Source organism: Peribacillus sp. TH14 (genome assembly GCF_016651145.1).
GTDB classification, from domain to species: domain Bacteria; phylum Bacillota; class Bacilli; order Bacillales; family DSM-1321; genus Peribacillus; species Peribacillus butanolivorans.
In genome coordinates this window covers 1,877,240-1,903,409 of record NZ_JAEKEK010000001.1, presented here as the reverse complement: position 1 = coordinate 1,903,409, position 26,170 = coordinate 1,877,240, and the positions used below count along the sequence as shown (strand labels likewise).

The following is a 26,170-nucleotide window of genomic DNA, read 5'->3' as shown; positions in this document are numbered from 1 at the left end:
GTACCGTACATGATTCAACAAGAATCTCGTTTAAAAGTCGCTGACAATTCAGGTGCTCGTGAAGTACTAACAATTAAAGTCCTAGGTGGTTCTGGCCGTAAATATGCTAACATCGGTGATGTTATCGTTTGTACAGTTAAACAGGCAACACCAGGAGGCGTTGTTAAAAAAGGTGAAGTCGTTAAGGCTGTTGTTGTCCGTACAAAACGTGGTATGCGTCGTCCTGACGGTTCTTACATTCGTTTTGATGAAAACGCATGTGTAATTATCCGTGACGATAAGAGCCCACGTGGAACTCGTATTTTTGGACCTGTTGCTCGTGAATTACGTAACAATAGTTTCATGAAGATCGTTTCTCTAGCTCCAGAAGTTCTATAATATGTAAAATTTGTATAAAGCCTTTCAAGGAGGTGCCAAGCTAATGCATGTTAAAAAAGGTGACAAAGTCGTAGTCATCTCTGGTAAGGACAAAGGCAAACAAGGAACAATTCTTGAAGCATATCCGAAACAAAATCGTGTGCTTGTTGAAGGAATTAACATCGTGAAAAAGCATTCCAAGCCATCTCAAATTAATCCACAAGGTGGAATTATTAGCAGAGAAGCTGCAATTCACGTATCCAATGTAATGCCACTTGATCCAAAATCAGGTAAACCGACTCGTGTTGGATATAAGATTGAAAATGGTAAAAAAGTACGCGTAGCTAAAATATCAGGTGAAACTTTAGATAAATAAGTCATAAATGAAGGGAGGTACACTAAGCAATGAGCCGCCTTAAAGAAAAATTCAAAAGTGAAATTACACCATCATTGATGGGTAAATTCAACTATCAATCAGTAATGCAAGTACCAAACATTGAGAAAATCGTTATTAATATGGGTGTTGGTGACGCAGTATCTAACTCAAAAGCTTTAGATACAGCTGTTGAAGAACTTACACTTATCACTGGTCAAAAACCAGTTGTAACAAAAGCTAAAAAATCAATCGCAGGCTTCCGTTTGCGTGAAGGTATGCCTATCGGAGCGAAAGTTACATTACGTGGAGAACGTATGTATCAATTCCTTGATAAGCTAGTATCAGTATCTTTACCACGTGTACGTGATTTCCGCGGCGTTTCAAAGAAATCTTTTGACGGACGTGGGAACTATACATTAGGTGTTAAAGAACAACTTATCTTCCCTGAGATTGATTACGATAAAGTGAGCAAAGTTCGTGGTATGGATATCGTTATCGTAACGACTGCCAACACTGACGAAGAAGCTCGTGAACTACTTACTCAAGTTGGAATGCCGTTCCAAAAGTAATCTCTAAATAAAGGGAGGCGAAATCGTGGCTAAAAAGTCTATGATCGTAAAGCAAAAACGCGAACAAAAGTTTAAAGTACAAGAATATACACGTTGCGAACGTTGCGGACGTCCACATTCTGTATTACGTAAATTTAAGCTTTGTCGTATTTGTTTCCGCGAACTTGCATATAAAGGACAAATTCCTGGCGTTAAAAAAGCTAGCTGGTAAAACCCGAGTTTGGGAAGGAGGTAAAATATAATGGTCATGACAGATCCTATTGCAGATATGCTTACTCGCATCCGTAATGCGAATATGGTTCGTCACGAAAAACTAGAAGTTCCTGCTTCAAAGATCAAGAAAGAAATTGCTGAGATCTTAAAGCGTGAAGGCTTCGTACGTGACTTTGAATTAATCGAAGACAACAAACAAGGTATCATCCGTATCTTCTTAAAATACGGTGCAAACAACGAACGTGTTATCACTGGTCTAAAACGTATCAGCAAACCTGGTTTGCGTGTATATGCAAAAACTGGAGAAGTACCACGCGTTTTAAACGGTTTAGGTATCGCAGTTGTTTCTACTTCTCACGGAGTTTTAACTGACAAGGAAGCTCGCTCTAAACAAGTTGGCGGAGAAGTTTTAGCATACGTTTGGTAATACATTTTCACAAGAATGGAGGTGCACAATATGTCTCGTATAGGTAAAAAACCTATTGAAATCCCTGCAGGTGTAACAGTTACTGTTAACGGAAGTGAAGTAACTGTAAAAGGACCTAAAGGTGAATTATCTAGATCATTTAGTCCTGATCTTACAATCGTTGTTGAAGAGAACGTGGTAACTGTTACACGCCCGTCTGACGAGAAGACTCACCGTTCTTTACACGGTACTACTCGCGCACTTATCTCTAACATGGTTGAAGGTGTATCAAAAGGATTTGTAAAATCACTTGAACTTATTGGGGTTGGGTACCGTGCGCAAAAGCAAGGTACTAAGCTTATCCTTAACGTAGGATATTCTCACCCTGTAGAAATAGAACCAGAAGCTGGTGTTGAAGTCGAAGTTCCTTCTAATACAAAAGTAATTATTAAAGGTGCTAGCAAAGAACGTGTAGGAGCTCTTGCAGCTAATATCCGTGATGTTCGCCCACCTGAACCGTATAAAGGTAAAGGTATTCGTTACGAAGGCGAATTCGTTCGTCGTAAAGAAGGTAAAACTGGTAAGTAATGCCGCATAAGTAAACGAAAGGAGTGACGTAAATGATTACGAAGCTTGATAAAAATGCTACTCGTCAGAAAAGACATGCACGTGTGCGTGCAAAGCTTTCTGGAACAGAAGCTCGTCCTCGTTTAAATGTGTTTCGTTCAAACAAACACATTTACGCACAATTAATTGACGATGCAAAAGGCGTAACATTAGCAAGTGCTTCAACTCTTGATAAAGAGATCGGTATCGAAGCTAGTAGCAATGCTGAAGCAGCTCAAAAAGTTGGCGAACTTATTGCGAAACGTGCTGTTGAAAAAGGTTTCAAAGCTGTGGTATTTGACCGCGGTGGTTACCTCTTCCATGGTCGTGTTAAAGCATTGGCTGACGCTGCTCGTGAAAACGGCTTAGAATTTTAATGGATAAGGAGGGACATAAACAGATGCGTAGCATTGATCCTAATAAATTAGAACTTGAAGAACGCGTAGTTACAGTAAATCGTGTAGCTAAAGTTGTTAAAGGCGGACGTCGTTTCCGTTTCACTGCACTAGTAGTTGTAGGTGATAAAAACGGTCATGTTGGATTTGGTACTGGTAAAGCTCAAGAAGTTCCGGATGCAATCCGTAAAGCTATTGAGGACGCTAAGAAAAATCTAATTACTGTACCAATGGTTGGAACTACAATTCCTCACCTTGTGAACGGACGCTATGGCGCAGGTCACATTCTATTGAAACCAGCTTCTGAAGGTACAGGAGTAATTGCTGGTGGTCCTGTTCGTGCGGTACTTGAATTAGGCGGAGTTAGCGATATCTTGTCTAAATCACTAGGTACTAACACACCTATTAATATGGTTCGCGCAACAATCGAAGGATTGAAGCAATTGAAACGTGCTGAAGACGTAGCTAAGTTACGTGGAAAATCAGTACAAGAACTGTTAGGATAAGGAGGGAAATCAAATTATGGCTAATAAATTAGAAATTACCCTCACTCGCAGCTTGATTGGTCGTCCTGAAGATCAACGTGTTACAGTTAACACTTTGGGTTTACGTAAAATGCATCAAACGGTTGTTCATGATGATAACCCTGCGATTCGCGGTATGATTACCAAAGTTGCTCATCTTGTTACTGTAAAAGAACAATAAAATAATTTTTAACTTAACAAGGAGGTGCCAACATGAAACTTCATGAGTTAAAAGCTGCAGAAGGTTCTCGTAAAGAACGTAAACGTAAAGGTCGCGGTATTGGATCTGGTAACGGTAAAACAGCAGGTAAAGGTCACAAAGGACAAAACGCTCGTTCCGGCGGCGGTGTACGCCTTGGATTTGAAGGGGGACAAACTCCTCTATTCAGACGTTTACCTAAACGTGGATTTACCAACATTAACCGTAAAGACTATGCTATCGTGAATCTTGATACGTTAAATCTTTTCGAAGACGGTACTGAAGTAACACCAGCTCTATTACTTGAGACTGGTATTGTAAGTAAAGAAAAAGCAGGAATCAAAATTCTTGCAAAAGGAAGCATTGAGAAAAAGCTTACTGTTAAAGCTCACAAATTCTCTTCTACTGCTAAAGAAGCTATCGAAGCTGCTGGCGGTAATACAGAGGTGATCTAATGTTTCGCACGATCTCCAATTTTATGCGCGTGGGTGAAATAAGGAATAAGATTATTTTTACCCTTCTAATGTTAATCGTCTATCGCATCGGTACATTTATTCCTGTGCCGCATGTGAATGCCGATTTTCTCGCTGCACAGGACCAGCTAAGCGTCATAGGTCTTTTAAATACCTTTGGCGGCGGGGCACTTCAAAACTTCTCTATTTTAGCGATGGGTATTATGCCGTATATCACGGCATCTATTATCGTTCAACTATTACAGATGGATGTTGTACCAAAGTTCACTGAATGGTCTAAACAAGGAGAAGCAGGGCGCCGTAAATTAGCTCAATTCACGCGGTACTTCACTATTATACTCGGATTTATCCAAGCTTTTGGTATGTCTTATGGGTTCAATAATATGTCAGGTGGCCAATTGATTGAAAATCCTGGAATTGCAACATACTTGCTTATTGCGACTGTCTTAACGGCAGGAACAGCTTTTCTTTTGTGGTTAGGAGAGCTGATCACTGCTAAAGGTGTAGGTAATGGGATTTCTATCATAATCTTTGCTGGTATCGTGGCTAGTTTGCCAAATACGGCAAACCAGATCTACGCACAACAGTTCGAAAATGCTGGAGATCAATTATTTTTACGAATAATAACTATTGTCCTTATTGTTTTAGCAGTATTAGCAATCGTGGTTGCTGTTATTTTTATTCAGCAGGCATTGCGTAAAATTCCTATTCAGTATGCCAAGCGTGCTGCGGTAGGTCGTACACAAATGGGTGGCCAGTCTACACATTTACCATTGAAAGTAAATGCTGCGGGGGTTATTCCGGTAATCTTTGCAATGGCATTTCTTATCACCCCAACTACAATCGCTTCTTTTTTTGGAAAGAACAGTGTTACTAGTTGGATTACAGAACATCTTGTTTATACCAATCCAATTGGTATGATCATATATGTTGCTCTTATCATTGCTTTTGCGTATTTTTATGCATTCATTCAGGTTAATCCTGAACAAATGGCTGAGAATTTGAAAAAGCAAGGTGGCTATGTGCCAGGGATTCGTCCAGGTAAGAGTACACAAGAATATTTAACACGTGTTTTATACCGTCTAACGTTTGTTGGTTCTATATTCTTAGCAGTCATCGCCGTTTTACCGGTATTTTTCATAAAGCTTGCTGATCTTCCTCAATCTGCACAGATTGGTGGAACTAGTTTACTAATCGTTGTAGGGGTAGCCCTTGATACGATGAAACAGCTAGAGTCACAACTTGTGAAAAGACACTATAAAGGTTTTATAAAGTAATGAGTTTTGGGAACAACATGTTCCCTTTACCCATTATAGAGTTTGAGGGGGAAGAAAATTGAATCTAGTGTTAATGGGTCTGCCGGGTGCTGGTAAGGGTACTCAAGCCGAACAAATCGTAGAAAAATATAATATCCCTCATATTTCTACTGGAGATATGTTCCGAACAGCTATCAAAGATGGAACAGAATTAGGTCTAAAGGCAAAATCATTCATGGACAAAGGCGAATTGGTACCTGATGAAGTTACCATCGGCATTGTACGTGAGCGTTTAAGCAAGGAGGACTGCCTAAAAGGATTTTTGCTTGATGGATTCCCACGTACTGTGGCACAAGCAGAAGCACTTGAAAGCATCCTTACTGATTTAGATCGCAAAATAAATTTTGTCATTAATATCGATGTGGATAAAAGCATCTTAATGGAAAGATTGACAGGACGTCGTATTTGCAAATCATGTGGTGCGACATATCATCTTGTATTCAATCCTCCTGCTAAAGATGATGTATGCGACCGCTGTGGCGGAGAATTATATCAACGTGCTGACGATAATGAAGAAACGGTTCAAAATCGCTTAGATGTGAATTTGAAACAAACTAAGCCACTTCTTGATTTCTACGGAGAAAAAGGATACTTGGTAAACATTAACGGACAGCAAGATATTAATAAGGTATTTGAAAACATTGATGTGTTACTTGGTGCTTTGCAAAATTAATCATCGTATTGATTTATGAAATTCATACCATTTTTACAACTTACTAGTTAAACTTGGTGCATTCCTTTAATACAAAGGGTATAATGGATTTCGCTAGAGCATTCTCACATTTATTAATCAGGTTCTTGTACTTGGTATTCCCTGAATTGGGCGATTACTTTATAAGTAATCTTCATGGACATATCCGGTCGGCAAAATTGATGAAGAAATGCAGTGACTCTATTAGGATTCCTAAAGAGTCATGATATAGAGGGTTGAAAGAAGCTATGTCAGGCGTGCGCCTTTCAAACATCTCCCATGCTATTCAAACCTATGTCGAGACTAATTGCTTCTCTATTTTGAGAGTATGTCGGTCACGGAATCGGTCAAGACTTACATGAGGACCCATAAATTCCTCATTTCGGTCCAACTGATAAAGGTCCTCAGTTAAAGCCTGGTTCTACAAAATGGTGAATACTTGATGCAGAATTGTATGACTTTTGAGGATAATTGGACTGGAGTAATGTTGACGGAAAGATGTGTACCTTTAATAGGTTCACGCATAGAGAAGGGAGAATCACTTTAATGGCGAAAGATGATGTAATTGAAGTAGAAGGCACAGTACAAGAGACTTTGCCAAATGCAATGTTTAAGGTAGAATTAGAAAATGGTCATACTGTTTTAGCTCATGTATCCGGTAAAATTCGTATGCACTTTATTCGCATTTTGCCTGGAGATAAAGTTACGGTTGAGCTTTCCCCGTATGATCTAACTCGCGGCAGAATCACATACCGGTTTAAATAATCCGGTTACGCTCCGATCTGTATAAGGAGGTTAGATAGCAATGAAAGTCAGACCATCAGTCAAACCAATCTGCGAAAAGTGTAAAGTTATCCGCAGAAAAGGTAAAGTTATGGTTATTTGCGAAAACCCTAAACATAAACAAAAACAAGGCTAAATAGAAGGAGGTGCACTCAAGCATGGCACGTATTGCTGGAGTAGATATTCCCCGTGACAAACGTATTGTTATCTCATTAACATATATATATGGTATTGGAAAACAAACAGCGATTAAAGTTCTTGCAGAAGCTGGTGTTTCTGAAGAAACTCGCGTTCGTGACTTAACGGAAGACGAATTGAACAAAATTCGTGATATCATTGACAAGTTAAAAGTAGAAGGCGACCTTCGTCGTGAAATTTCCCTTAACATTAAACGTCTAATGGAAATCGGTTCTTACCGTGGTTTACGTCACCGTCGTGGACTTCCTGTTCGTGGACAAAATACAAAAAACAATGCTCGTACGCGTAAAGGACCTCGTCGTACTGTAGCTAACAAGAAAAAATAATTAGTAAAGGAGGTTACTTTTCATGGCACGTAAAACTAATACACGTAAACGTCGTGTGAAAAAGAATATAGAAACTGGTATTGCACATATTCGTTCAACATTCAATAACACAATCGTTACGATCACTGACTCTCATGGTAATGCTATTTCTTGGTCAAGTGCTGGAGCTTTAGGTTTCCGTGGATCTCGTAAATCTACGCCATTCGCTGCACAAATGGCTGCTGAAACAGCTGCTAAAACATCAATTGAACATGGTATGAAAACTCTTGAAGTTACAGTTAAAGGACCTGGTGCTGGACGTGAGGCTGCTATTCGTGCACTTCAAGCTGCTGGCCTAGAAGTAACTGCAATTAAAGATGTAACTCCAGTTCCACATAACGGATGCCGTCCACCAAAACGTCGCCGTGTTTAATTTTTCTGTATAGATTTTGTATTCCTGTCAATAATGGGATATAATACTAAGTTTGCGTTCTTACAGAAGATTAATTTTCAGTTGTTGCGCACAGCGGGAACGTATACATGGGGAATTTCGGTTTAAGTGACATGTTTACTTACCGGGGTTTTGACGTTTTGAAGGAGGGTTTATTGATGATCGAAATAGAAAAACCAAAAATCGAAACGGTTGAAATCAACGACGATACCAAATTCGGTAAATTCGTCGTAGAGCCACTAGAGCGTGGGTATGGTACTACATTGGGTAACTCCTTACGTCGTATCCTTTTATCCTCACTCCCAGGTGCTGCTGTCACAGCTATACAAATTGATGGAGTGCTACATGAGTTCTCAACAATTGAAGGCGTCGTAGAGGATGTTACATCTATCATTCTTAATGTGAAAAAACTAGCTCTAAAGATTTACTCTGATGAAGAGAAGACGCTAGAAATTGACGTTCAAGGTGACGGAGTCATTACGGCTGCTGATATCACTCATGATAGTGATGTAGAAATTCTTAATCCGGATTTATATATTGCTACAATCGGTAAAAACGGTCATATGCGTATGCGTTTATCTGCACGTCGCGGCCGCGGCTACACTCCTGCTGTTCAAAACAAGAGAGAAGATCAGCCAATTGGTGTAATTCCAATCGATGCTCTTTACACTCCAGTTTCACGAGTATCTTTCCAAGTTGAAAATACACGTGTTGGACAGTTGTCTAACTTTGACAAGTTAACGTTCGATGTTTGGACTGATGGCAGTACGGGTCCGCAAGAAGCGGTAGCACTTGGAGCTAAGATTTTAACAGAGCATTTAAATATCTTTGTTGGGTTAACTGACGAAGCTCAAAATGCTGAAATCATGGTTGAAAAAGAAGAGGATCAAAAAGAAAAAGTTCTTGAGATGACGATCGAAGAATTAGACCTTTCTGTTCGTTCTTATAACTGCTTGAAACGTGCTGGAATCAATACCGTTCAAGAGCTTGCTCACAAAACGGAAGAAGATATGATGAAAGTTCGTAATCTAGGCCGTAAATCACTTGAAGAAGTGAAAGCGAAACTAGAAGAATTAGGCTTAGGTCTTCGTAAAGACGACTGATAACATGGCGGAATCATCCATTATGTTGTGAGCCTTGTAATAGACACACAATATAGAACTTCAACAAAGGAGGGAATCTCTAATGGGTTACAGAAAGTTAGGACGCACTAGCGCACAACGTAAAGCATTACTTCGTGATTTAGCTACGGATCTTATTATCCATGAGCGCATTGAAACTACTGAAGCACGTGCAAAAGAATTACGTTCTGTAGTAGATAAAATGATCACTCTTGGTAAACGTGGTGACTTGCATGCACGCCGTCAAGCTGCAGCATTCATCCGTAACGAAATCGCTGACGCTGAGAATGGTACAGATGCCCTTCAAAAGCTATTCAGTGACGTTGCTCCACGTTATGAAGAACGTCAAGGCGGATACACTCGTATCATGAAAGTTGGTCCACGCCGCGGTGACGGTGCACCAGTCGTGGTTATTGAATTAGTTTAATAACAACGATGAAAAAGGGCAGGACAAATGAATATACTCACTTGTTCTTTGCCCTTTTTCTTTTTTTATAGAAATTCTGTTTTTTTAGAAATTCGCATTGAGTGTTACGATGGCTGGCGGAACCTGTTCTACAGGGAGCCTTCACGTCTAGCTCAAGCATCCCTTCCCGCTTTTTATAAGCGATTATAAGATAACCTGTTTTTCGTAACAGGCCCGCTGTAAGTCGCTCTTAATTTACCGAAAATTCTTTCGGTGGAAGGGGTGCGACGTTTTTTTATATTTTCAGAAGAATAAATACTGATATTTCATTGTTTATTTATGTTAATTCAGCAGAGTTAAGATAAGATGAGTGCAGTCGAGGATGAGGAGGGCCACATGGGGAAGAAGCTGGTTTCTTTAGAGAATATTATTTTTAGATATGAGGGTCAGTCTCGAAACGCCTTAGATGATGTTTCTTTTGATATTTATCAAGGGGAGTGGCTTGCGATCGTTGGCCATAATGGTTCCGGCAAGTCGACATTAGCGAAGTTATTGAATGGTCTTCAGTTCGCCCACTCAGGTACGATTATGATTAATGATCAAATATTGACGGAAGAAACCGTTTGGGATGTACGCCAGAAAATTGGCATGGTTTTTCAAAATCCAGATAATCAATTTGTAGGCACTACAGTTCAGGATGATGTGGCTTTTGGTTTAGAAAACGCCGGTGTTTCTCAGCAGGTTATGGTGGAGCGTGTTCATGGTGCGCTGAATAAGGTTAAAATGAATGCCTTTCTTAATCAAGAGCCGCACCATCTATCCGGCGGTCAAAAGCAACGAGTGGCCATAGCAGGTGTCATTGCCTTACAGCCAGATATCATCATCTTAGATGAAGCAACCTCTATGCTTGACCCAAGAGGCCGTGAAGAAGTGCTTGAAACTGTGAGAGAATTAAAACAGGAAAATGAGATTACAGTTATATCGATTACCCATGATCTTGAGGAAGCTGCGAAAGCTGATCGTATGATAGTCATGAATCAAGGTCAGTTATATCGCGAAGGGCCTCCTCAAGATATTTTTGAATTAGAGGAAGAATTAATAGCTCTTGGTCTAGATATTCCCTTTTCGGTAAAACTAACTAAAGAGTTGCAAAAAAATGGTGTTCGTGTTGTGAATGGGCATTTGACAGAGGAAGAGTTGGTGAAGGATTTATGCGAATTACACTCGATGATGTAGAATACCGCTATCAGGTCAATACTCCCTTTGAACATCTAGCCCTTCATGATGTTAATATTTCAATGGAATCGGGAACCTATACTGCAATAATAGGCCATACAGGCTCAGGTAAATCAACGTTACTGCAGCATTTAAATGCTCTTTTAAAACCGACTAAGGGGCGAGTCTTCATTGGAGACCGGACGATAGAAGCCGGAAAAAAAGAAAAGTTATTACGGCCGATTAGACAAAAGGTCGGTATTGTTTTTCAGTTTCCGGAACACCAGCTATTTGATGAAACCGTTGAAAAGGATATATGTTTCGGGCCAATGAATTTTGGGGTTTCTGAAGTAGAAGCTAAGAAATTAGCAAGGAAAGCCATTGTACAAGTTGGACTAAGTGAGGATATCCTGGTAAAATCTCCATTCGACTTATCCGGTGGTCAAATGCGACGGGTAGCCATAGCAGGTGTACTGGCTATGGAACCTGAAGTATTGGTACTAGATGAGCCTACAGCCGGACTTGATCCACGAGGACGGAAAGAGATTATGGATATGTTTTATGATTTGCATAAAGTTCGCGGCATTTCAACGATTCTGGTGACTCATAGCATGGAGGATGCAGCTAAGTATGCGGATGACATCGTTATCATGCACCAGGGTACGGTGTTCAAAAAAGGAACTCCTCAGGAGATTTTTTCCCAACCTGAGCAGTTGCTAGAGCTTGGTCTGGATGTACCTGATACGGTCCGTTTTCAACTCAAGCTTCAGAAGGAACTAGGTGTTCGTTTTGATCACCCTTGTCTTAATATCGGGGATTTAGCGATAGAAATCGATAAAGCGATGAAACGGGGGAACCGCTAATGCTGGATAAAATGATTATCGGGCGTTATGTCCCTTCTGACTCTGTGATGCATAAAATGGACCCGAGGGCTAAGCTACTCTTGGTATTCCTGTTTGTCTGTGTCGTTTTTTTGGCGAATAATGTCGTTTCATACTCTTTGCTTGCTGTATTTACTGTAATGTTGATTAGTCTTTCTAAGATTCCGCTTCGCTATCTTTATAATGGATTAAAACCTATCTTTTTCTTAATCGTCTTTACATTCTTACTGCATATCTTGTTTACGAAAGAAGGAGAAGTCCTTTTTAAATATGGCTGGTTTGAAATTTACGAAGGTGGCTTGATTCAAGGGTTATTTATATCCTTAAGGTTTACCTTACTAATTCTGGTTACGTCTCTATTAACGTTGACGACAACCCCGATATCCATTACTGATGGAATGGAGGAGTTGTTGGGGCCCTTAAAAAAATGGAAGATGCCGGTTCATGAACTAGCATTGATGATGTCCATTGCCCTTCGATTCATTCCAACGCTAATGGAAGAAACCGAAAAAATCATGAAGGCACAAACAGCAAGGGGAGTTGACTTTTCATCAGGTCCAATAAAGGATAGGGTTAAATCGATAGTACCGCTGCTTGTCCCATTATTTGTGAGCTCGTTCAAACGGGCAGAAGAATTGGCAACAGCCATGGAATCCAGAGGATACCGTGGTGGGGAAGGCCGTACAAAATACCGTCAATTAAGTTGGAAGACTAGTGACAGCCTGTTGATGGTCTCTCTATGTGCTCTTGCGGTCATGTTATTTTTATTACGTTCATAATAAGGAAGAGTACTATATGCCAAAATATAAATGTGTGATTGCTTATGATGGCACAGATTTCGCTGGTTATCAGGTGCAACCTGAGAAACGAACGATACAAAGTGAATTTGAGGAAGTCCTAGCCAAAATGCATAAGGGTGAAATTGTAAAAGTGACAGCTTCAGGCCGGACAGATTCAGGGGTTCATGCAAAGGGTCAGGTCATTCATTTTGAATCACCCCTTACATTTCCTACTGAAAATTGGGTAAAGGCGTTCAGCGCCCTTCTTCCAAGCGATATCGTCGTTTTGGAAGTCGATATTGTGTCTGCAGATTTTCATGCAAGGTTCCATACGACTGGCAAGGAGTACCGATATATTATTGCCCGTTCAAAACTGCAGGATCCGTTTCAACGCAATTACGCCTATCATTATCCTTATTCATTAGATGAAAAGGCAATGAGGGAAGCAATTTCCTATTTAATAGGGACCCATGACTTTACAAGTTTTTGTTCGGCAAAAACAGAAGTGGTCGATAAAGTCCGAACTATTCAAGAAATGGATTTTAATGAGACTGATGGATTTATGGTTTTTCGCTTTGTTGGAGAAGGCTTTCTGTATAATATGGTGCGTATCTTAGTTGGGACGCTTCTAGAAGTCGGGAGGGGCAAAATAGCACCTCAAGATATAATTGGGATATTGGACAAGAAAGACCGCAGTTTTGCTGGGAAAACAGCACCAGGTCATGGACTGTATTTATGGAAAGTATTTTACAAATAAAAATATTTTAAGTGTGATACCAGTTTTTTTACAAGTGACAAAATGGTTAAGATCAATAGTAAAGCGGGTTGAGGCGATACTGATCTTTTCGCTGACTTGTAGAAAGTGTTTTATAGACAACTTATCCTAGTGTAACATTCCCTTGACAATGAAACTGGGAGAAGTTAATATAATATGGTATGTATTTTAATCCCACGATAAGCCCCGGAAGTTTATTGTGATTGAAAATAAATATAAAAAATTAAAAAGTTTTTTAGGAGGTTAACCATGCGTACGACATTTATGGCGAAAGCTAATGAAGTAGAACGTAAATGGTATGTGATTGACGCTGAAGGCAAAACTTTGGGTCGCCTTTCTACTGAAGTAGCATCCATCTTACGTGGTAAACATAAACCAACTTTTACACCAAACATTGACACTGGTGATCATGTAATTTTGATCAATGTTGAAAAAATCCATTTGACTGGTAAAAAATTGACTGACAAAATTTATTACCGTCACACTATGCATCCAGGCGGTCTTAAAACTAGAACTGCTCTTGAAATGCGTACAAACTACCCTGAGAGAATGCTTGAACTTGCTATCAAAGGTATGCTTCCAAAGAATTCTCTTGGTCGTCAAATCTATAAAAAATTACACGTATACGCTGGAGCTGAGCACCCACACGCTGCTCAACAACCAGAAGTATACGAATTACGCGGATAATTACTAAGGAGGTTACTATCTTGGCACAAGTTCAATATTATGGTACTGGTCGCCGTAAGAGCTCAGTAGCTCGTGTACGTTTAGTACCAGGCGAAGGTCGCATCGTTATTAACGGTCGTGACATTAATGAATATATTCCTTTCGCAGCATTACGTGAAGTTGTTAACCAACCACTAGTTGCAACAGAAACTACTGGAAATTACGACGTTCTTGTAAACGTTAGCGGTGGTGGATACACTGGTCAAGCTGGAGCAATCCGTCACGGTATCGCTCGTGCATTGCTTCAAGTTGATCCAGAATTCCGTCCAGCTCTTAAATCTGCTGGTTTACTAACTCGTGACCCACGTATGAAAGAACGTAAAAAATACGGTCTTAAAGGCGCACGTCGTGCACCTCAGTTCTCAAAACGTTAATTCTATTACCGTTTCAAAGGCTCTCAACCATTTTGGTTGGGGGTCTTTTTTTTGTATAAAATTTTTTGCCCACACGTATTTCATCACTATCATAGCTCAATGTACCTTTGGGGCTCTCCTGTCTGCTCTATTAAGTAGTCTGTAAGGTGTTTATAGGAGTTCATTGTAATTTGAATATCCAGATGACCTAACCGCTCTTGAGCCTCTTTTATACCTGCACCAGCTTCAAATAAAAGGGAAGCATGTATAGTAATGGGGTAAAGTTCTTTATGCTTTTCAAAAATTACAGATACTTATCATAAAAGTAAGCCAAGCATTGAAATTTTGACTTTAAAATGATATCTCCCCCACTACTCTAAATTTGGGTGCATTGATCTACTCGGCTCTTTTTGTCTTTCTAAAGGTCTTAAACTAAAAAAAATTTGCACTTTCATAAAATATGGATAAATTTTAGATTATATGGAAAAAGCTTATCACTTTCTCTGTGGTGATTGACTATTGATTTGCTGAAACATATCGTTAATGTGAAGAAAAGTAGAAGAAGGCGATTGTACATGAAAACTGGTATAGGCATGATATTGGAGCAACGAATATAGCGATTGACTTTGTACAAGAGGATGGAGACGTCCTACCAGCACATGAATTTCCGACCCAAGTAAAATACCAGGTTATACGCTACCAACTTGAGTGTATCGTGTGTAAAAGAATTCAATGCAACAATTCCTAACCATTACAGGAATCGGTATAGGTGCTCCGGGTCAGCTAGATTCGAAACAAGTGAAGGTACTAAATCCACACAATCTAAATCGTGGCATGGTTATCCTATAGTACAAAATATTGATAGCGCTTTCCTAATGCCGATCTAGCTATTCAAGTATTAAATCCTTAGCTGTTCGTATTAGGTGGTGGTGCCATCATCGAACAGCCAGCATTTTATTAATGGCTAGTAGAAAATAACCAATTACCTTTTACACCAAGATAGCTAATTACTGAAGTTAGAAAAAGCGTCATGGTACATTGACGGGAATAAAGGGTGCTGCGGCTACTATCCTGTCGAAGGATTTGAGATATAGGAGGGAAACAAAATGGAATTTAAGACTACTGCGCATATTATTTCTCACTCCCACTGGGATCGGGAATGGTATATGCCTTTTGAAAAGCATCGGTACCACTTAGTGAAGTTGATGGATACACTTATCGATTTGTTTGAAAAGGGGGAAGATTTTCAGAGCTTTCACTTGGATGGACAAATGATTATTTTAGAAGATTATTTCCAAATTCGTCCTGATAAAAAAGAATTGATTAAGAAGCTAGTACAAGAAAAAAAGCTTCATATCGGTCCTTGGTATGTGTTACAGGACGCATTTTTAACAAGCTCGGAAGCGAATGTCAGAAATATGTTGTATGGGTTACAAGCTGCAAAGGAATACGGTGTTGTGTCAAAGGTAGGGTACTTCCCAGATACATTTGGCATTTACGGTCAAGCACCTCAATTGCTTCAGCAAGCTAATATTAAAACTGCTGCGTTTGGGAGAGGTGTAAAACCAACCGGATTTAATAATATGGTGAGCGATGCGAAAACATTTGAATCGCCATATTCAGAACTTAAGTGGAAGTCGCCAGATGGATCGGCGGTGCTTGGTGTTTTGTTTGCGAATTGGTATTCAAACGGCAATGAAGTACCAGTGGATAGAGAGAGTGCGAAAAAATATTGGGAAACAAAACTAGCTGATGCTAAGAAATATTCTTCAACACCAAATCTTCTTTTCATGAATGGTTGTGATCATCAGCCAATTCAAGTGGATATAGGAGAAGCAATCAAGGTGGCTGAAGAACTTTTTCCAGATATCACGTTTGTACACTCTAATTTTGATGATTATATGGAAGTACTTCAGGAATCATTACCAGAACAACTCCAGACGATTACCGGTGAACTGCGGAATCAACGTACAGATGGGTGGTCAACTCTTGTAAATACAGCCTCTGCCCGCATCTATTTAAAGCAGATGAATCAAAAGTGTCAAACACTTTTAGAAAAAGTGGCTGAGCCACTATCCGTTTTTTCCTATTTTCTTGGTCATGAATATCCACGTGATTATTTACGATATGCATGGAAAACTTTGATGGAAAACCATCCACATGACAGTATTTGCGGTTGTAGTGTAGATGAAGTACATCGAGAAATGGTAACTCGTTTTGAGAAGGTTCAGCAGACTGCATCAACTATTATCGAGGAGAAGGCCAATGAAGTTGTATCTCATATTTCAACGAAACAAAGTGTTGTTGATGAGGATATGATTCCAGTTGTTGTTTTTAACACATCAGGAAATACACGAGATGTGGTTATCGAAAAGGAAGTTGAGCTAGAAAAAGTCTATTTTTCAGATATGCCTTTTTCAGAGATTCCAGATTTCCTTGGTTCGAAGGATTTACTTGATATTAATTTGGTTGATAAAAGTGGTAAGGCACATGTTTGTAAAACAAAGGACATTGGTACCCGTTTTGGATATGAGTTACCAGGAGATGGTTTCCGACGTCCCTATTATGCAAGAATTATCAAATTAACATTCCTAGCTCAATCTCTTCCGGGCTATGGATATAAAACATTTTATATCAAACCGGCCAAGGGAACGAAGTTGAATGAACAGCCATCGATTAATCAATGTGCTCGTGAATTGGAGAATGAATTTGTTCATTTGTTTGTTCATGAAAATGGTTCGTATACATTGACTGACAAACAGACTGGGAAAGTATTCGAAAATCTAGGAATCTATGAAAATAGCGGGGACATTGGTAACGAATATATGTTTAGGAAGCCAAATGGTGAAGTTCCACTTACAACGAAAGATTTGAAAGCGGAGATAAGAGTAGTTGAAGACCATTCATTACGTTCCGTTATAGAACTTGTTCATGAGTGGAAGATTCCAAAAGAGGCTGATGAACAATTTCAACGAGAAAAGGAACTATTAGTTTGGCATAAGGACCGGCTATCAGGTCGATCTTCTGAAAATGTAACAATTCGTTTAACTACTCATATTCAGTTAGATCAAAAAGCGAAGGGGCCTTCTGTTAAGGTTACAATTGAAAACCAAGCAAAGGATCATCGTCTACGTGTTCTTTTTCCAACTAATCTAAGTACGAATGAACACTATGCAGACAGTATTTTTGAAGTGGCAAAACGTCCTAATATACCTGAAAGAGAGTGGGACAATCCTAGTTTCGATCATCACCAACAGGCTTTTGTAAGTGTAACAGATGGAAAGCATGGGATGACAATTGCGAATAAAGGATTACATGAGTATGAAATCCTTGAGGAACAACAAACAATAGCCGTTACGATTCTCCGTTCAACTTCTGAGTTAGGGGATTGGGGTCTATTTTCAACACCAGAGGCTCAATGTATTGGAACGTACCAAGCAGAATGGATGGTTATCCCTCACAAAGGTACAGTGGTTGAGTCAGAAGTATTCAAAGAGGCGTATGACTTCCAAGTGCCTGTGATTGCTGTACAAACAGATGTACATGAAGGGTTACTTCCAACCGAAAAGACATTTTTTACTTGGGAAGGTAAATCATTAGCAATCTCTTCTATCAAATTAGCGGAGGAAAGAGATGATGTAATTGCTCGATGGTTTAACACATCTGAAAAAGAAACAAGGGTAATTGCTCAACCAATGCAAGGTACAAATAGCTATAAGAGTACTATCGTTGAGAATGTGAAAGAGCCGTTTGAAAATTCGCAAATTCAAGAAAAAGTAAAACCGTTTGAAATTATTAGCCTTGGTTGGCAAGTGAAGGAGTGAAGGTAATGAACACTGAGAAAACAATCCCACAATCACTATCTTATTTAATCGAAAAGGTGAAGAAGAATTTCCCTGAAGATAAAAAGCTTCATGAGATGTTTGAACAATGTTTTGTTAATACGTATGAAACAACACTAAAGCCACAAGAAGATGGAACAACATTTGTCATTACAGGTGATATACCAGCTATGTGGTTAAGAGATTCAGCTGCCCAAGTACGTCCATATTTACTTGCTGCTGAAAAGGACGAAGAAATGGCGAAATTAATTGAAGGTGTTGTTCGTCGTCAAATGAGCTATATCGTTCATGACCCATATGCAAATGCATTCAATGAAACCGCTAATGGAAAAGGCCATCAAGATGATAAAACTGATATGTCCCCAATGACATGGGAACGTAAATATGAAATTGACTCACTTTGCTATCCAATTCAGCTTTCTTATCTTTTGTGGAAATCAACTGGAAGAACGTCCTACTTTGATGACACATTTGTAAAAGCATTGAACAAGATTTTGCATGTCTGGAAAGTGGAACAAAATCATGAGGATGAATCACCATATAGCTTTGAAAGAATGGATGTAAGACAATCAGATACTCTGAACAGGGATGGGAAAGGATCTAAAACTGTGAGAACAGGAATGACTTGGAGTGGATTTAGACCAAGTGATGATGCTTGTTTATATGGTTATTTAGTACCTGCAAATATGTTTGCGGTAGTAGTGCTAGGTTATGCATCAGAGATTTGTAGAGAAGTTTTAAAGGATGAAAGTCTTGCAAAGCAATGTGAGCAACTAGCTTCTGAGATAAAAGCAGGAATAGAAGAATATGCAGTGTTAGAACATCCGATTTATGGAGATTTATATGTCTATGAAACGGATGGAATGGGAAGATATCATCTTATGGATGATGCGAACATCCCTAGTTTACTAGCGGCTCCCTATCTGGGCTGGTGCCAATTTGATGATAAAACCTATCAGAATACTCGCGGCTTTTTATTAAGTAGAGATAATCCTTACTTTTATGAAGGAAAAGTGGCCAATGGAATTGGGAGTCCTCATACACCCGATCATTATATATGGCATATTGCATTAGCAATTGAGGGGATGACATCTACAGATGCTTCTGATAAAAAGAGAATTTTGGAAGAGATGAAGCAATCGGATGGCGGAACTGGATTTATGCATGAGGGCTTTAATTCAGACCAACCAGAAGAATTTACGAGAGAGTGGTTCTCATGGGCGAATTCGATGTTTAGTGAATTTGTATTAAGTTTATGTGGTTTTGCAGTTAAAGGTAGTCCGCTTTATAAAAAGCTACAAGAAAACAATATCTAAGTTAAGACACAGTACCGCATCTTGGTTGTTACAGAGGATGGATAAAATGATCTTACTAACAGGGGTGGGAATTTGTTGAAAATAAGCTATGGTCTTGTCACTGCGTTCTTAGGTTTGCTTTTAGTTTGTGTACTTCCGATTACGGGTTTTGCAAAACAGCCGGAATCATCTTATTGGTATCCTGAAACATTATTAAAGTGGAGTCCAGAAAATGATTCTGATGCTGTATATAACAAAAGTACTGTTCCATTAGCTGATAGAGAAGTTGTTTTCAATGTGAATGAAACATCTCAGTCAGAAGCTAAATTGGTTGCATTATCGGCATTAAATTCCAACACAAGCGGGGTTCCATCTCAAGGCGGAAATAAATTTTTTGCAAATACATTTAGCTACTGGCAGTACGTTGATTTAATGGTGTATTGGGCGGGTTCTGCTGGAGAAGGAATTATTACTCCTCCAAGCGCTGATGTGATTGATGCTTCTCATAAAAATGGCGTTCCAATCTTAGGTACTATTTTCTTTCCTCCAATAACGTACGGAGGACAAGCGAAATGGGTAGACCAAATGCTTACACAGCGTGAGGATGGGTCATTTCCTGCTGCTGACAAACTTTTAGAGGTTGCTAAATATTACGGATTTGACGGCTGGTTTATCAACCAAGAAACAGCAGGTGGAAATAATGAGACTGCACAAAAAACGAAAAAGTTTTTAAAATATCTACAAGGCAATAAGCAAGAAGACATGCACATTATGTGGTATGACTCAATGGTAGAAAACGGATCAATTAACTGGCAAAATCACTTAACAGATCGTAATAAAATGTTCTTACAAGATGGTAATGACAGAATTTCCGACAGTATGTTTTTAAATTTCTGGTGGACGAATCAACAATCTTCTCATGATAAGGCATTGGAAATTGGTAGAAGTCCATATGACCTATATACTGGCATTGATGTAGAAGCAAATGGAACTAAGACAAACATTCCTTGGAATGGCATTTTCCCAGAAGGACAAAAACCTTTGACTTCCTTAGGGATTTACCGTCCAGACTGGGCTTTTAAAACAACTGAAACAATGGAAGCGTTCTATCAGAAAGAACAAGAATTCTGGACTGGAAAAGCTGGGGATCCTCGCAAGACTGGTGAAAATGGAAACTGGAAAGGGATGGCTCACTATTTTACTGCAAAAACGGTAATTCAAGAGCTTCCGTTTGTAACACATTTTAATACAGGTAGTGGGAAATTCTTTGCAGTAGGTGGTTCTACACAAAGTATAAAAGAATGGAATAACCGTAGTTTACAAGATATTTTACCAACATGGCGCTGGTTAAAGGATAGCAAAGGGGAGCCTCTAAATGTTGATTTCGATTGGGATACAGCATTTTACGGTGGTAGCTCTTTGAAGGTTTATGGTAACCTAACGAAAAAAAATGCGACACATGTGAAGCTTTATAAAACGAATCTACCAGTTGAAAAGGATACTGAGATTTCTGTAACTTACAAAACTGATGTGAAAAAGCCTAACATGAAGCTTGGTGTAAGCTTTGTGGATCAACCCGATGATTTTGTGTTTTTTGATGTGAAGAAAAAGAGTCGAGATCAATGGATGGAAGAAACATTTAAATTAAACAAATATAAGGGAAAAAAAATTGCAACTATTTCTCTATTCTTCGAGAGTGATGATGCAATAAAAGATTATCAAATCAACATCGGAGAAATTAAAGTTACAAATAAACATAACGATAAAGAGGTCCCAGCTATACCAACGAAAGCTAAGGTGAAAAATCCAACTTTCTCGAAGGGACTATATGCTGATTTAGATTTATCATGGGAGTCAGTGGAAGGTGATATTCAGCATTATGAAATTTATCGCGACCTTCCTAAAGGTAAAAAAGAATTTATCGGAGCAGTTCCAAACGATGCATACTACATTTCGAATTTACGAAGAAGTGGTAAGGAAACAGCAACTACCCTAGAAATCGTAGCTGTAACTACTGATTTTGTTCGAGGTAAAGCTGCGAAGGTAATGTTTAAATGGCCTGCATACCCACAACCAAAGGCAGACTTTAGCGTAAGTCAAACAGTCGCAGCACCAGGTGAAGAAATCCAATTTTTCAACAATTCATCTGAAGCGACAGAAGAAGTTGAATGGCAGATTGAAGGTGGTACACCTTTAGTAAGTACTGAGAAAAATCCAGTTGTAAGGTATGAAGAAGAAGGAGTGTACTCAGTTACCCTAATCGCTAAAAATAGCGAAGGGGAGGATGTCCTTACAAAAGAGGGATTTATTACAATTTCAAAGGATGCAAAAAACATTACTAACGTTGCACTGGACAAAACTGCAACTGCTAGTGGACAATGCGCCCCTTCTGAAGGACCAAAGTACGCGATTGATGGAATCGTGACGAATAATAGTAAATGGTGTGCAATTGGTGCAAATCATTGGTTAGAAGTCGATTTCGGTGAGGCGTTTCATCTATCAAAGTTTGTTGTCAAACATGCTGAAGCGGGTGGAGAGCCAGCCGCCTTTAATACGAGGGCATTCACGATCGAGGTAAGTCTTGACGGTGAAAATTGGACGAACGCAGTAACTGTCACAAATAATACAGATGCTATCTCAGAACATGCCATTACAACGACAGAAGCTCGATATATTCGCTTTTCTGTCCAACAACCAACTCAAGGTGGAGATCAAGCAATTAGAATATTTGAAGTCGAAGCATATGGATATTAAGTAATATGATAATCGGAAAGGGGTTTTTCCCCCTTTCCTTTTATCATATTGGTAGGGGATGAAAAACATGGGGAGAATGTTACAAGAAGTAAGTGAATGGATCGTTAGGTTAGTATGGACGAATATTCTTTGGTTTGTATTTATTGTAGCTGGATTAGGTGTTTTTGGGATTATGCCGGCGACTGTTGCTTTATTTGCTGTTACACGAAAGTGGAAGATGAAGGACCTGGATGTTTCCTTATTGAAAACATTTAAAGAAACCTTTAAAAAAGAGTTTGTCCGTTCAAATTGTATTGGGCTGATTTATGCAGTAATTGGCTTTTTTTTATATGTCGATTTAAGAATTGCTGAAAGCATGGAAGGAACGTTTTCCGTTATTCTTTATGTCTTTATTAGCTTTATCATTCTTTTATATTTGAATGCTATTGTTCACTTTTTCCCTCTGTATGTACATTATCATTACTCAATAAAGGATTACATAAAACAATCATTTATTATTTCACTTATTAGTCCTTTTTCTACATTAATGATTTGTATTGGTTTGTTTTTTATTGGCTATTTAATCACGAATATGCCGGGACTTATACCATTTATTTCAGGTGTACTACCTGCATATTGGATTATGAATGTTTGTATAAAAAGGTTTAAAACTCTAGAACAACAGCAATCACAAGTAAATGAACATATGAAGATCGAGGAAAGTATAAATTAATATAAAAATGGGGGATTTATATGTTTTTAGTAGAAAGAAAGCTAGAAGCAAGAATACAAGAATTGGCGCAGTACCGCTATCGTGATGGAATTGAGATTGGTCAGTTTAGTACGATTGAGGATGAGGGTGTAGTAGGCACATATCCTCCTATAGAAAAGGGTGAATCGACTTTACAACTAAGAGACCAATGGACGGGGCGAGACCGGTATCTTTGGCTACATGCAGATGTTCAACTTCCGACGGAATGGGCAAATAGAAAAGTAGTTGGTTTATTTGACTTTGGACGTACAGGCGGAGGAAATAATTCTGGATTTGAATCATTATTATTCTTAAATGGGAATCCATACCAAGGTGTTGATTCTAACCATCAGGAAGTATTTTTTCCACCAACCGAAATAGGAAACACTGTTCAATTAGATTTCAGACTTTGGTCTGGACTTGAAGGTGGTGGAGAGCCAAAGGAGCAAATTTATACACTTGAGATGGCCCAATTGGCTTGGTTAGACGAGGCTGTAGATGATTTATATTATACATCCCTAGCAGCGTGGCAAACAATTAAAGAACTTGGTGATGACCGACCAGAAAAACATGCAATTATAAAAGCGTTGAATCAAGCTTTTATGAAAATAAATTGGAGTAAACCAGGTAATGAAGCATTTTTTAGTAGTTGTGAGATTGCTAGTGTGGAATTAAATAAAAGTCTTAACGAAATCGAAAAACATCATCCTGTGACCATTCATTGTGTTGGTCATACACATATTGATGTTGCATGGCTATGGCGTTTAAAACATACACGTGAAAAGGCTGCTCGATCTTTTTCTACTGTTTTAAGATTAATGGAACAATATCCTGAATATTATTTTCTCCAAACACAGCCACAGTTATATGAATATATTAAAGAAGACTACCCAGAAATCTATGAAAATATTAAAAAGCGTGTAAAAGAAGGTCGTTGGGAAACTGAGGGTGCAATGTGGTTAGAAGCAGATTGTAATATTCCAAGCGGGGAATCACTAGTGAGACAAATTTTGTACGGGAAGGAATTCTTTAAAAGGGAATTTGAGGTAGATTGCAAGTATCTATGGCTGCCAGATGTATTTGGGTATTGCTGGGCACTTCCACAAATTTTGAAAAAGTCAGGAATCGATACATTTATGACCACTAAAATAAGTTGGAATCAGTACAATCGTATGCCAAATGATACTTTTAAATGGCGTGGAATTGATGGGACAGAAATCCTAACTCATTTTGTAACCACTCCTGAACCTTGGAATTCGGAAGATTCATGGTTTTATACATATAATGGGCTGATTACCGCAAAGACTGTAAACGGTACATGGAATTCATACCGGAATAAAGATGTTAACCAAGATTTACTTCTTTCCTATGGGTATGGTGATGGGGGTGGAGGAGTCAATCGAGAGATGATAGAGCTTCGTCGCAGATTTGAGAATATGCCAGGACTGCCAAAAGTAAAAACGACAAAAGCTGGAGAGTACTTCCAAAAGTTACACGAAAATATTGAGAATTCAAATGAGTATGTCCACACTTGGGACGGTGAATTGTACCTTGAATACCACAGGGGGACCTATACAAGTCAAGCATATACAAAACGAATGAATCGTAAACTCGAGTTGAGTTATAGGGAGTCGGAATGGTTGTCTGTGTGGAACTCTCTAATGTCTTCATGGGCGAAATATCCTAAGCAACAGCTTGATGAAGGTTGGAAGATTATTTTGCGAAATCAATTCCATGATATTATTCCTGGTTCATCCATTAAGGAAGTATATGAAGATGCAAAAGTGGAATATAAACAAGCAGAAGATATACAACTCGAAATTGATCAGAATAATTTCAATGAGTTTATTGAACCTAAGCATGGAACGTATACAGTCTTCAATGCAACTAGTTGGCAAGATCAACAAAGTGTATTCATCCCATACGATCAAACGAATGATGTGGTTGGAGGATGGACATCAGGTTCAGGTGAAATTCTAAATAGCCAACGAACTGAAAATGGTTGGTTAGTTGAATTAGAGGAGACCAAACAATTTGGTGCAGTAGAAATTCAATTCAAACAAGATCCTATGGTAGAAAATAAAACACCATTTCTTATTAAGGGAATGTTGTTAGAAACACCTTTTTATCAAGTTGAATGGAATAACTCCCTGCAACTGACTCGTATATTTGATAAGGAAGCTAGGCGTGAAGTAATAGCACAACAGGAAAAAGGAAACACCATTCAAATTTTTGAAGATAAACCATTAGCACACGATGCGTGGGATATTGATTTGTATTACCAAGAAAAAATGGAGGAAATCCGTGATGTAGTATCAAGTGAAGTTGTTGAAAATGGTCCGCTTCGTATTGTCATCCGGACGAAATGGAAGTATCAAAATTCTTTGGTTGAACAAGATATGATTTTCTATGCTCAAAATAGACGTATTGATTTTAAAACAAAAGTGGATTGGCATGAGCAACGTAAGTTAATGAAGGTAGCATTCCCAATTGATATTCGTTCTACCGAAGCAACTTATGATATTCAATTTGGTAATGTTAAGAGACCGACACATTGGAATACGAGCTGGGATATGGCACGATTTGAAACAGTTGGACATCAGTGGGCAGACCTTTCTGAAACAGGGTACGGAGTGAGTTTGTTAAATGATTGCAAATACGGGTATGACATTAAGGACCAAACGATTCGCTTATCCTTGCTAAAAGCAGCAATCTACCCTGATCCAACCGCAGATCAAGGAGAACACGAGTTTACGTATTCACTGCTACCTCATCAGGGAGATTGGAGAGTTGGGCAAACAGTAAAGCAAGCTTGGTTTTTAAATAATCAATTGAAAGTAGTAAAAGGTGGATTTTCACCAGAAGAAAGCTCGTTTATGAATCTGAATAACGATCATGTTAAGGTCGATGCGATAAAGAAAAAAGAGGGTGATGACGCAGTAATTATTCGCCTTCATGAGTATGAAGGGCGACGCGGAAATGTCTTGATTGAATTCCCAAGAAACGTTAAAGAATGGTATGAAACAAACTTGATGGAACAAGTTGATAGCAAGAAACAAACCGAACAAATCGACTTAGAAATAAAACCGTATGAAATTAAAACAATACTAGTCTATTTTCATGATGAAATAAGATAATACATTATAAACTATTTATCCCACTGTCGGGCAGTGAATCAACTTCACTTTCCGGCAGGAAATACAGTAAAATAGTAGTTGAGTTAGTAAATCTGCAGGGAAGGATATAAGGGATGTTCTTGAGTTAGTAAGTCATCATGGGAGGATATAAAGGATGTTCTTGAGTAATATAATAAGGAGGCGGCTAACGAATAAGGTGTTTAGCAAAATTTTAATCACTTATTCCGTAACAATCCTTCTTACAATGTTTCTATTACTACTTGTATTATCACGCTATTATACAGAAGTTATTAT

The 26,170-nt window shown here is 38.8% G+C and carries 29 protein-coding genes and 1 pseudogene; all 30 read left to right on the top strand.

Annotation, left to right across the window (positions count from 1 at the left end; translation table 11 throughout):
* Positions 1-9: 9 nt before the first annotated feature.
* Entirely contained in the window at positions 10-378 is a 369-nt protein-coding gene (gene rplN, locus JFU50_RS09195; RefSeq protein WP_053349060.1) for a 50S ribosomal protein L14, read from the top strand.
* Between the two features lie 43 nt (positions 379-421).
* Positions 422-733 (top strand): 50S ribosomal protein L24, encoded by a 312-nt coding sequence (gene rplX, locus JFU50_RS09190; protein ID WP_053349059.1) that lies wholly within the window; start codon positions 422-424, stop codon positions 731-733.
* 29 nt (positions 734-762) lie between these two features.
* On the top strand, positions 763-1,302 hold the full coding sequence (rplE, locus tag JFU50_RS09185; protein ID WP_053349058.1) for a 50S ribosomal protein L5: 540 nt from the start codon (positions 763-765) through the stop codon (positions 1,300-1,302).
* 25 nt (positions 1,303-1,327) lie between these two features.
* The gene (locus tag JFU50_RS09180; RefSeq protein ID WP_034304998.1) at positions 1,328-1,513 is read left to right on the top strand and encodes a type Z 30S ribosomal protein S14; all 186 of its coding nucleotides are present in this window, start codon (positions 1,328-1,330) and stop codon (positions 1,511-1,513) included.
* Between the two features lie 30 nt (positions 1,514-1,543).
* Complete coding sequence (rpsH, locus tag JFU50_RS09175; protein ID WP_053349057.1) at positions 1,544-1,942, top strand: 30S ribosomal protein S8; 399 nt, start codon at positions 1,544-1,546, stop codon at positions 1,940-1,942.
* A 30-nt stretch (positions 1,943-1,972) separates the two neighbouring features.
* A complete protein-coding gene (rplF, locus tag JFU50_RS09170; protein ID WP_053349056.1) occupies positions 1,973-2,509 on the top strand; it encodes a 50S ribosomal protein L6 in 537 nt (178 codons plus the stop codon).
* Between the two features lie 32 nt (positions 2,510-2,541).
* On the top strand, positions 2,542-2,904 hold the full coding sequence (gene rplR / locus JFU50_RS09165; RefSeq protein WP_053349055.1) for a 50S ribosomal protein L18: 363 nt from the start codon (positions 2,542-2,544) through the stop codon (positions 2,902-2,904).
* Positions 2,905-2,927: 23 nt separating this feature from the next.
* Entirely contained in the window at positions 2,928-3,428 is a 501-nt protein-coding gene (gene rpsE, locus JFU50_RS09160; RefSeq protein ID WP_034304987.1) for a 30S ribosomal protein S5, read from the top strand.
* A 16-nt stretch (positions 3,429-3,444) separates the two neighbouring features.
* Positions 3,445-3,627 (top strand): 50S ribosomal protein L30, encoded by a 183-nt coding sequence (gene rpmD / locus JFU50_RS09155; protein WP_053349054.1) that lies wholly within the window; start codon positions 3,445-3,447, stop codon positions 3,625-3,627.
* A 32-nt stretch (positions 3,628-3,659) separates the two neighbouring features.
* Positions 3,660-4,100, top strand: a complete 441-nt coding sequence (gene rplO, locus JFU50_RS09150) for a 50S ribosomal protein L15 (RefSeq protein WP_053349053.1) — start codon at positions 3,660-3,662, stop codon at positions 4,098-4,100.
* Positions 4,100-5,395: a preprotein translocase subunit SecY gene (gene secY, locus JFU50_RS09145; protein ID WP_053349052.1), complete on the top strand. Its 1,296-nt coding sequence runs from the start codon at positions 4,100-4,102 to the stop codon at positions 5,393-5,395. The genes rplO and secY overlap by 1 nt, the downstream gene beginning before the upstream one ends.
* A 58-nt stretch (positions 5,396-5,453) precedes the next feature.
* The gene (locus tag JFU50_RS09140) at positions 5,454-6,107 is read left to right on the top strand and encodes an adenylate kinase (protein WP_201188204.1); all 654 of its coding nucleotides are present in this window, start codon (positions 5,454-5,456) and stop codon (positions 6,105-6,107) included.
* A gap of 169 nt (positions 6,108-6,276) precedes the next feature.
* Positions 6,277-6,494: pseudogene (locus JFU50_RS30700) on the top strand (M24 family metallopeptidase); the annotation flags it as partial.
* A gap of 177 nt (positions 6,495-6,671) precedes the next feature.
* Positions 6,672-6,890, top strand: a complete 219-nt coding sequence (gene infA / locus JFU50_RS09135) for a translation initiation factor IF-1 (protein WP_028390440.1) — start codon at positions 6,672-6,674, stop codon at positions 6,888-6,890.
* Positions 6,891-6,930: 40 nt separating this feature from the next.
* Positions 6,931-7,044, top strand: coding sequence for a 50S ribosomal protein L36 (rpmJ, locus tag JFU50_RS09130; RefSeq protein WP_003156543.1), 114 nt, complete (start codon positions 6,931-6,933; stop codon positions 7,042-7,044).
* Between the two features lie 22 nt (positions 7,045-7,066).
* Positions 7,067-7,432 (top strand): 30S ribosomal protein S13, encoded by a 366-nt coding sequence (rpsM, locus tag JFU50_RS09125; RefSeq protein ID WP_053349050.1) that lies wholly within the window; start codon positions 7,067-7,069, stop codon positions 7,430-7,432.
* Positions 7,433-7,454: 22 nt separating this feature from the next.
* Positions 7,455-7,844, top strand: a complete 390-nt coding sequence (gene rpsK, locus JFU50_RS09120; protein ID WP_028390438.1) for a 30S ribosomal protein S11 — start codon at positions 7,455-7,457, stop codon at positions 7,842-7,844.
* 176 nt (positions 7,845-8,020) lie between these two features.
* Positions 8,021-8,965 carry a DNA-directed RNA polymerase subunit alpha gene (locus JFU50_RS09115; RefSeq protein WP_053349049.1) on the top strand — a complete coding sequence of 315 codons (945 nt, stop codon included), beginning with the start codon at positions 8,021-8,023 and terminating at the stop codon, positions 8,963-8,965.
* 82 nt (positions 8,966-9,047) lie between these two features.
* Entirely contained in the window at positions 9,048-9,410 is a 363-nt protein-coding gene (rplQ, locus tag JFU50_RS09110; RefSeq protein ID WP_056521835.1) for a 50S ribosomal protein L17, read from the top strand.
* Positions 9,411-9,785: 375 nt separating this feature from the next.
* On the top strand, positions 9,786-10,625 hold the full coding sequence (locus tag JFU50_RS09105) for an energy-coupling factor ABC transporter ATP-binding protein (RefSeq protein ID WP_056521838.1): 840 nt from the start codon (positions 9,786-9,788) through the stop codon (positions 10,623-10,625).
* Entirely contained in the window at positions 10,601-11,467 is an 867-nt protein-coding gene (locus JFU50_RS09100) for an energy-coupling factor ABC transporter ATP-binding protein (protein ID WP_056521841.1), read from the top strand. Before JFU50_RS09105 ends, JFU50_RS09100 begins: the two co-directional genes overlap by 25 nt.
* Positions 11,467-12,264 carry an energy-coupling factor transporter transmembrane component T family protein gene (locus JFU50_RS09095; protein WP_201222457.1) on the top strand — a complete coding sequence of 266 codons (798 nt, stop codon included), beginning with the start codon at positions 11,467-11,469 and terminating at the stop codon, positions 12,262-12,264. The genes JFU50_RS09100 and JFU50_RS09095 overlap by 1 nt, the downstream gene beginning before the upstream one ends.
* A gap of 16 nt (positions 12,265-12,280) precedes the next feature.
* On the top strand, positions 12,281-13,021 hold the full coding sequence (gene truA / locus JFU50_RS09090) for a tRNA pseudouridine(38-40) synthase TruA (protein WP_201222456.1): 741 nt from the start codon (positions 12,281-12,283) through the stop codon (positions 13,019-13,021).
* 267 nt (positions 13,022-13,288) lie between these two features.
* Entirely contained in the window at positions 13,289-13,726 is a 438-nt protein-coding gene (gene rplM / locus JFU50_RS09085) for a 50S ribosomal protein L13 (protein WP_034304960.1), read from the top strand.
* Positions 13,727-13,746: 20 nt separating this feature from the next.
* On the top strand, positions 13,747-14,139 hold the full coding sequence (gene rpsI, locus JFU50_RS09080) for a 30S ribosomal protein S9 (RefSeq protein WP_053349043.1): 393 nt from the start codon (positions 13,747-13,749) through the stop codon (positions 14,137-14,139).
* 1,085 nt (positions 14,140-15,224) lie between these two features.
* Entirely contained in the window at positions 15,225-17,942 is a 2,718-nt protein-coding gene (locus JFU50_RS09075) for an alpha-mannosidase (RefSeq protein WP_201222455.1), read from the top strand.
* Between the two features lie 5 nt (positions 17,943-17,947).
* The gene (locus JFU50_RS09070) at positions 17,948-19,276 is read left to right on the top strand and encodes a glycoside hydrolase family 125 protein (protein WP_201188210.1); all 1,329 of its coding nucleotides are present in this window, start codon (positions 17,948-17,950) and stop codon (positions 19,274-19,276) included.
* A gap of 75 nt (positions 19,277-19,351) precedes the next feature.
* Positions 19,352-22,009, top strand: a complete 2,658-nt coding sequence (locus JFU50_RS09065; RefSeq protein ID WP_207196239.1) for an endo-beta-N-acetylglucosaminidase — start codon at positions 19,352-19,354, stop codon at positions 22,007-22,009.
* 67 nt (positions 22,010-22,076) lie between these two features.
* Positions 22,077-22,721 (top strand): YesL family protein, encoded by a 645-nt coding sequence (locus JFU50_RS09060; protein WP_201188212.1) that lies wholly within the window; start codon positions 22,077-22,079, stop codon positions 22,719-22,721.
* 20 nt (positions 22,722-22,741) lie between these two features.
* The gene (locus JFU50_RS09055) at positions 22,742-25,876 is read left to right on the top strand and encodes an alpha-mannosidase (protein WP_201222454.1); all 3,135 of its coding nucleotides are present in this window, start codon (positions 22,742-22,744) and stop codon (positions 25,874-25,876) included.
* Positions 25,877-26,170 lie beyond the last annotated feature (294 nt).

Excerpts from the sequence above, each read along its gene's own strand:
- rplN (WP_053349060.1), top strand. The coding sequence starts at position 10 with ATGATTCAACAAGAATCTCGTTTAAAAGTCGCTGACAATTCAGGTGCT.
- rplX (WP_053349059.1), top strand. The coding sequence starts at position 422 with ATGCATGTTAAAAAAGGTGACAAAGTCGTAGTCATCTCTGGTAAGGAC.
- rplE (WP_053349058.1), top strand. The coding sequence starts at position 763 with ATGAGCCGCCTTAAAGAAAAATTCAAAAGTGAAATTACACCATCATTG.
- rpsH (WP_053349057.1), top strand. The coding sequence starts at position 1,544 with ATGGTCATGACAGATCCTATTGCAGATATGCTTACTCGCATCCGTAAT.
- rplF (WP_053349056.1), top strand. The coding sequence starts at position 1,973 with ATGTCTCGTATAGGTAAAAAACCTATTGAAATCCCTGCAGGTGTAACA.
- rplR (WP_053349055.1), top strand. The coding sequence starts at position 2,542 with ATGATTACGAAGCTTGATAAAAATGCTACTCGTCAGAAAAGACATGCA.
- rpsE (WP_034304987.1), top strand. The coding sequence starts at position 2,928 with ATGCGTAGCATTGATCCTAATAAATTAGAACTTGAAGAACGCGTAGTT.
- rpmD (WP_053349054.1), top strand. The coding sequence starts at position 3,445 with ATGGCTAATAAATTAGAAATTACCCTCACTCGCAGCTTGATTGGTCGT.
- rplO (WP_053349053.1), top strand. The coding sequence starts at position 3,660 with ATGAAACTTCATGAGTTAAAAGCTGCAGAAGGTTCTCGTAAAGAACGT.
- secY (WP_053349052.1), top strand. The coding sequence starts at position 4,100 with ATGTTTCGCACGATCTCCAATTTTATGCGCGTGGGTGAAATAAGGAAT.
- infA (WP_028390440.1), top strand. The coding sequence starts at position 6,672 with ATGGCGAAAGATGATGTAATTGAAGTAGAAGGCACAGTACAAGAGACT.
- rpmJ (WP_003156543.1), top strand. The coding sequence starts at position 6,931 with ATGAAAGTCAGACCATCAGTCAAACCAATCTGCGAAAAGTGTAAAGTT.
- rpsM (WP_053349050.1), top strand. The coding sequence starts at position 7,067 with ATGGCACGTATTGCTGGAGTAGATATTCCCCGTGACAAACGTATTGTT.
- rpsK (WP_028390438.1), top strand. The coding sequence starts at position 7,455 with ATGGCACGTAAAACTAATACACGTAAACGTCGTGTGAAAAAGAATATA.
- JFU50_RS09115 (WP_053349049.1), top strand. The coding sequence starts at position 8,021 with ATGATCGAAATAGAAAAACCAAAAATCGAAACGGTTGAAATCAACGAC.
- rplQ (WP_056521835.1), top strand. The coding sequence starts at position 9,048 with ATGGGTTACAGAAAGTTAGGACGCACTAGCGCACAACGTAAAGCATTA.
- JFU50_RS09105 (WP_056521838.1), top strand. The coding sequence starts at position 9,786 with ATGGGGAAGAAGCTGGTTTCTTTAGAGAATATTATTTTTAGATATGAG.
- JFU50_RS09100 (WP_056521841.1), top strand. The coding sequence starts at position 10,601 with ATGCGAATTACACTCGATGATGTAGAATACCGCTATCAGGTCAATACT.
- JFU50_RS09095 (WP_201222457.1), top strand. The coding sequence starts at position 11,467 with ATGCTGGATAAAATGATTATCGGGCGTTATGTCCCTTCTGACTCTGTG.
- truA (WP_201222456.1), top strand. The coding sequence starts at position 12,281 with ATGCCAAAATATAAATGTGTGATTGCTTATGATGGCACAGATTTCGCT.
- rplM (WP_034304960.1), top strand. The coding sequence starts at position 13,289 with ATGCGTACGACATTTATGGCGAAAGCTAATGAAGTAGAACGTAAATGG.
- JFU50_RS09075 (WP_201222455.1), top strand. The coding sequence starts at position 15,225 with ATGGAATTTAAGACTACTGCGCATATTATTTCTCACTCCCACTGGGAT.
- JFU50_RS09070 (WP_201188210.1), top strand. The coding sequence starts at position 17,948 with ATGAACACTGAGAAAACAATCCCACAATCACTATCTTATTTAATCGAA.
- JFU50_RS09060 (WP_201188212.1), top strand. The coding sequence starts at position 22,077 with ATGGGGAGAATGTTACAAGAAGTAAGTGAATGGATCGTTAGGTTAGTA.
- JFU50_RS09055 (WP_201222454.1), top strand. The coding sequence starts at position 22,742 with ATGTTTTTAGTAGAAAGAAAGCTAGAAGCAAGAATACAAGAATTGGCG.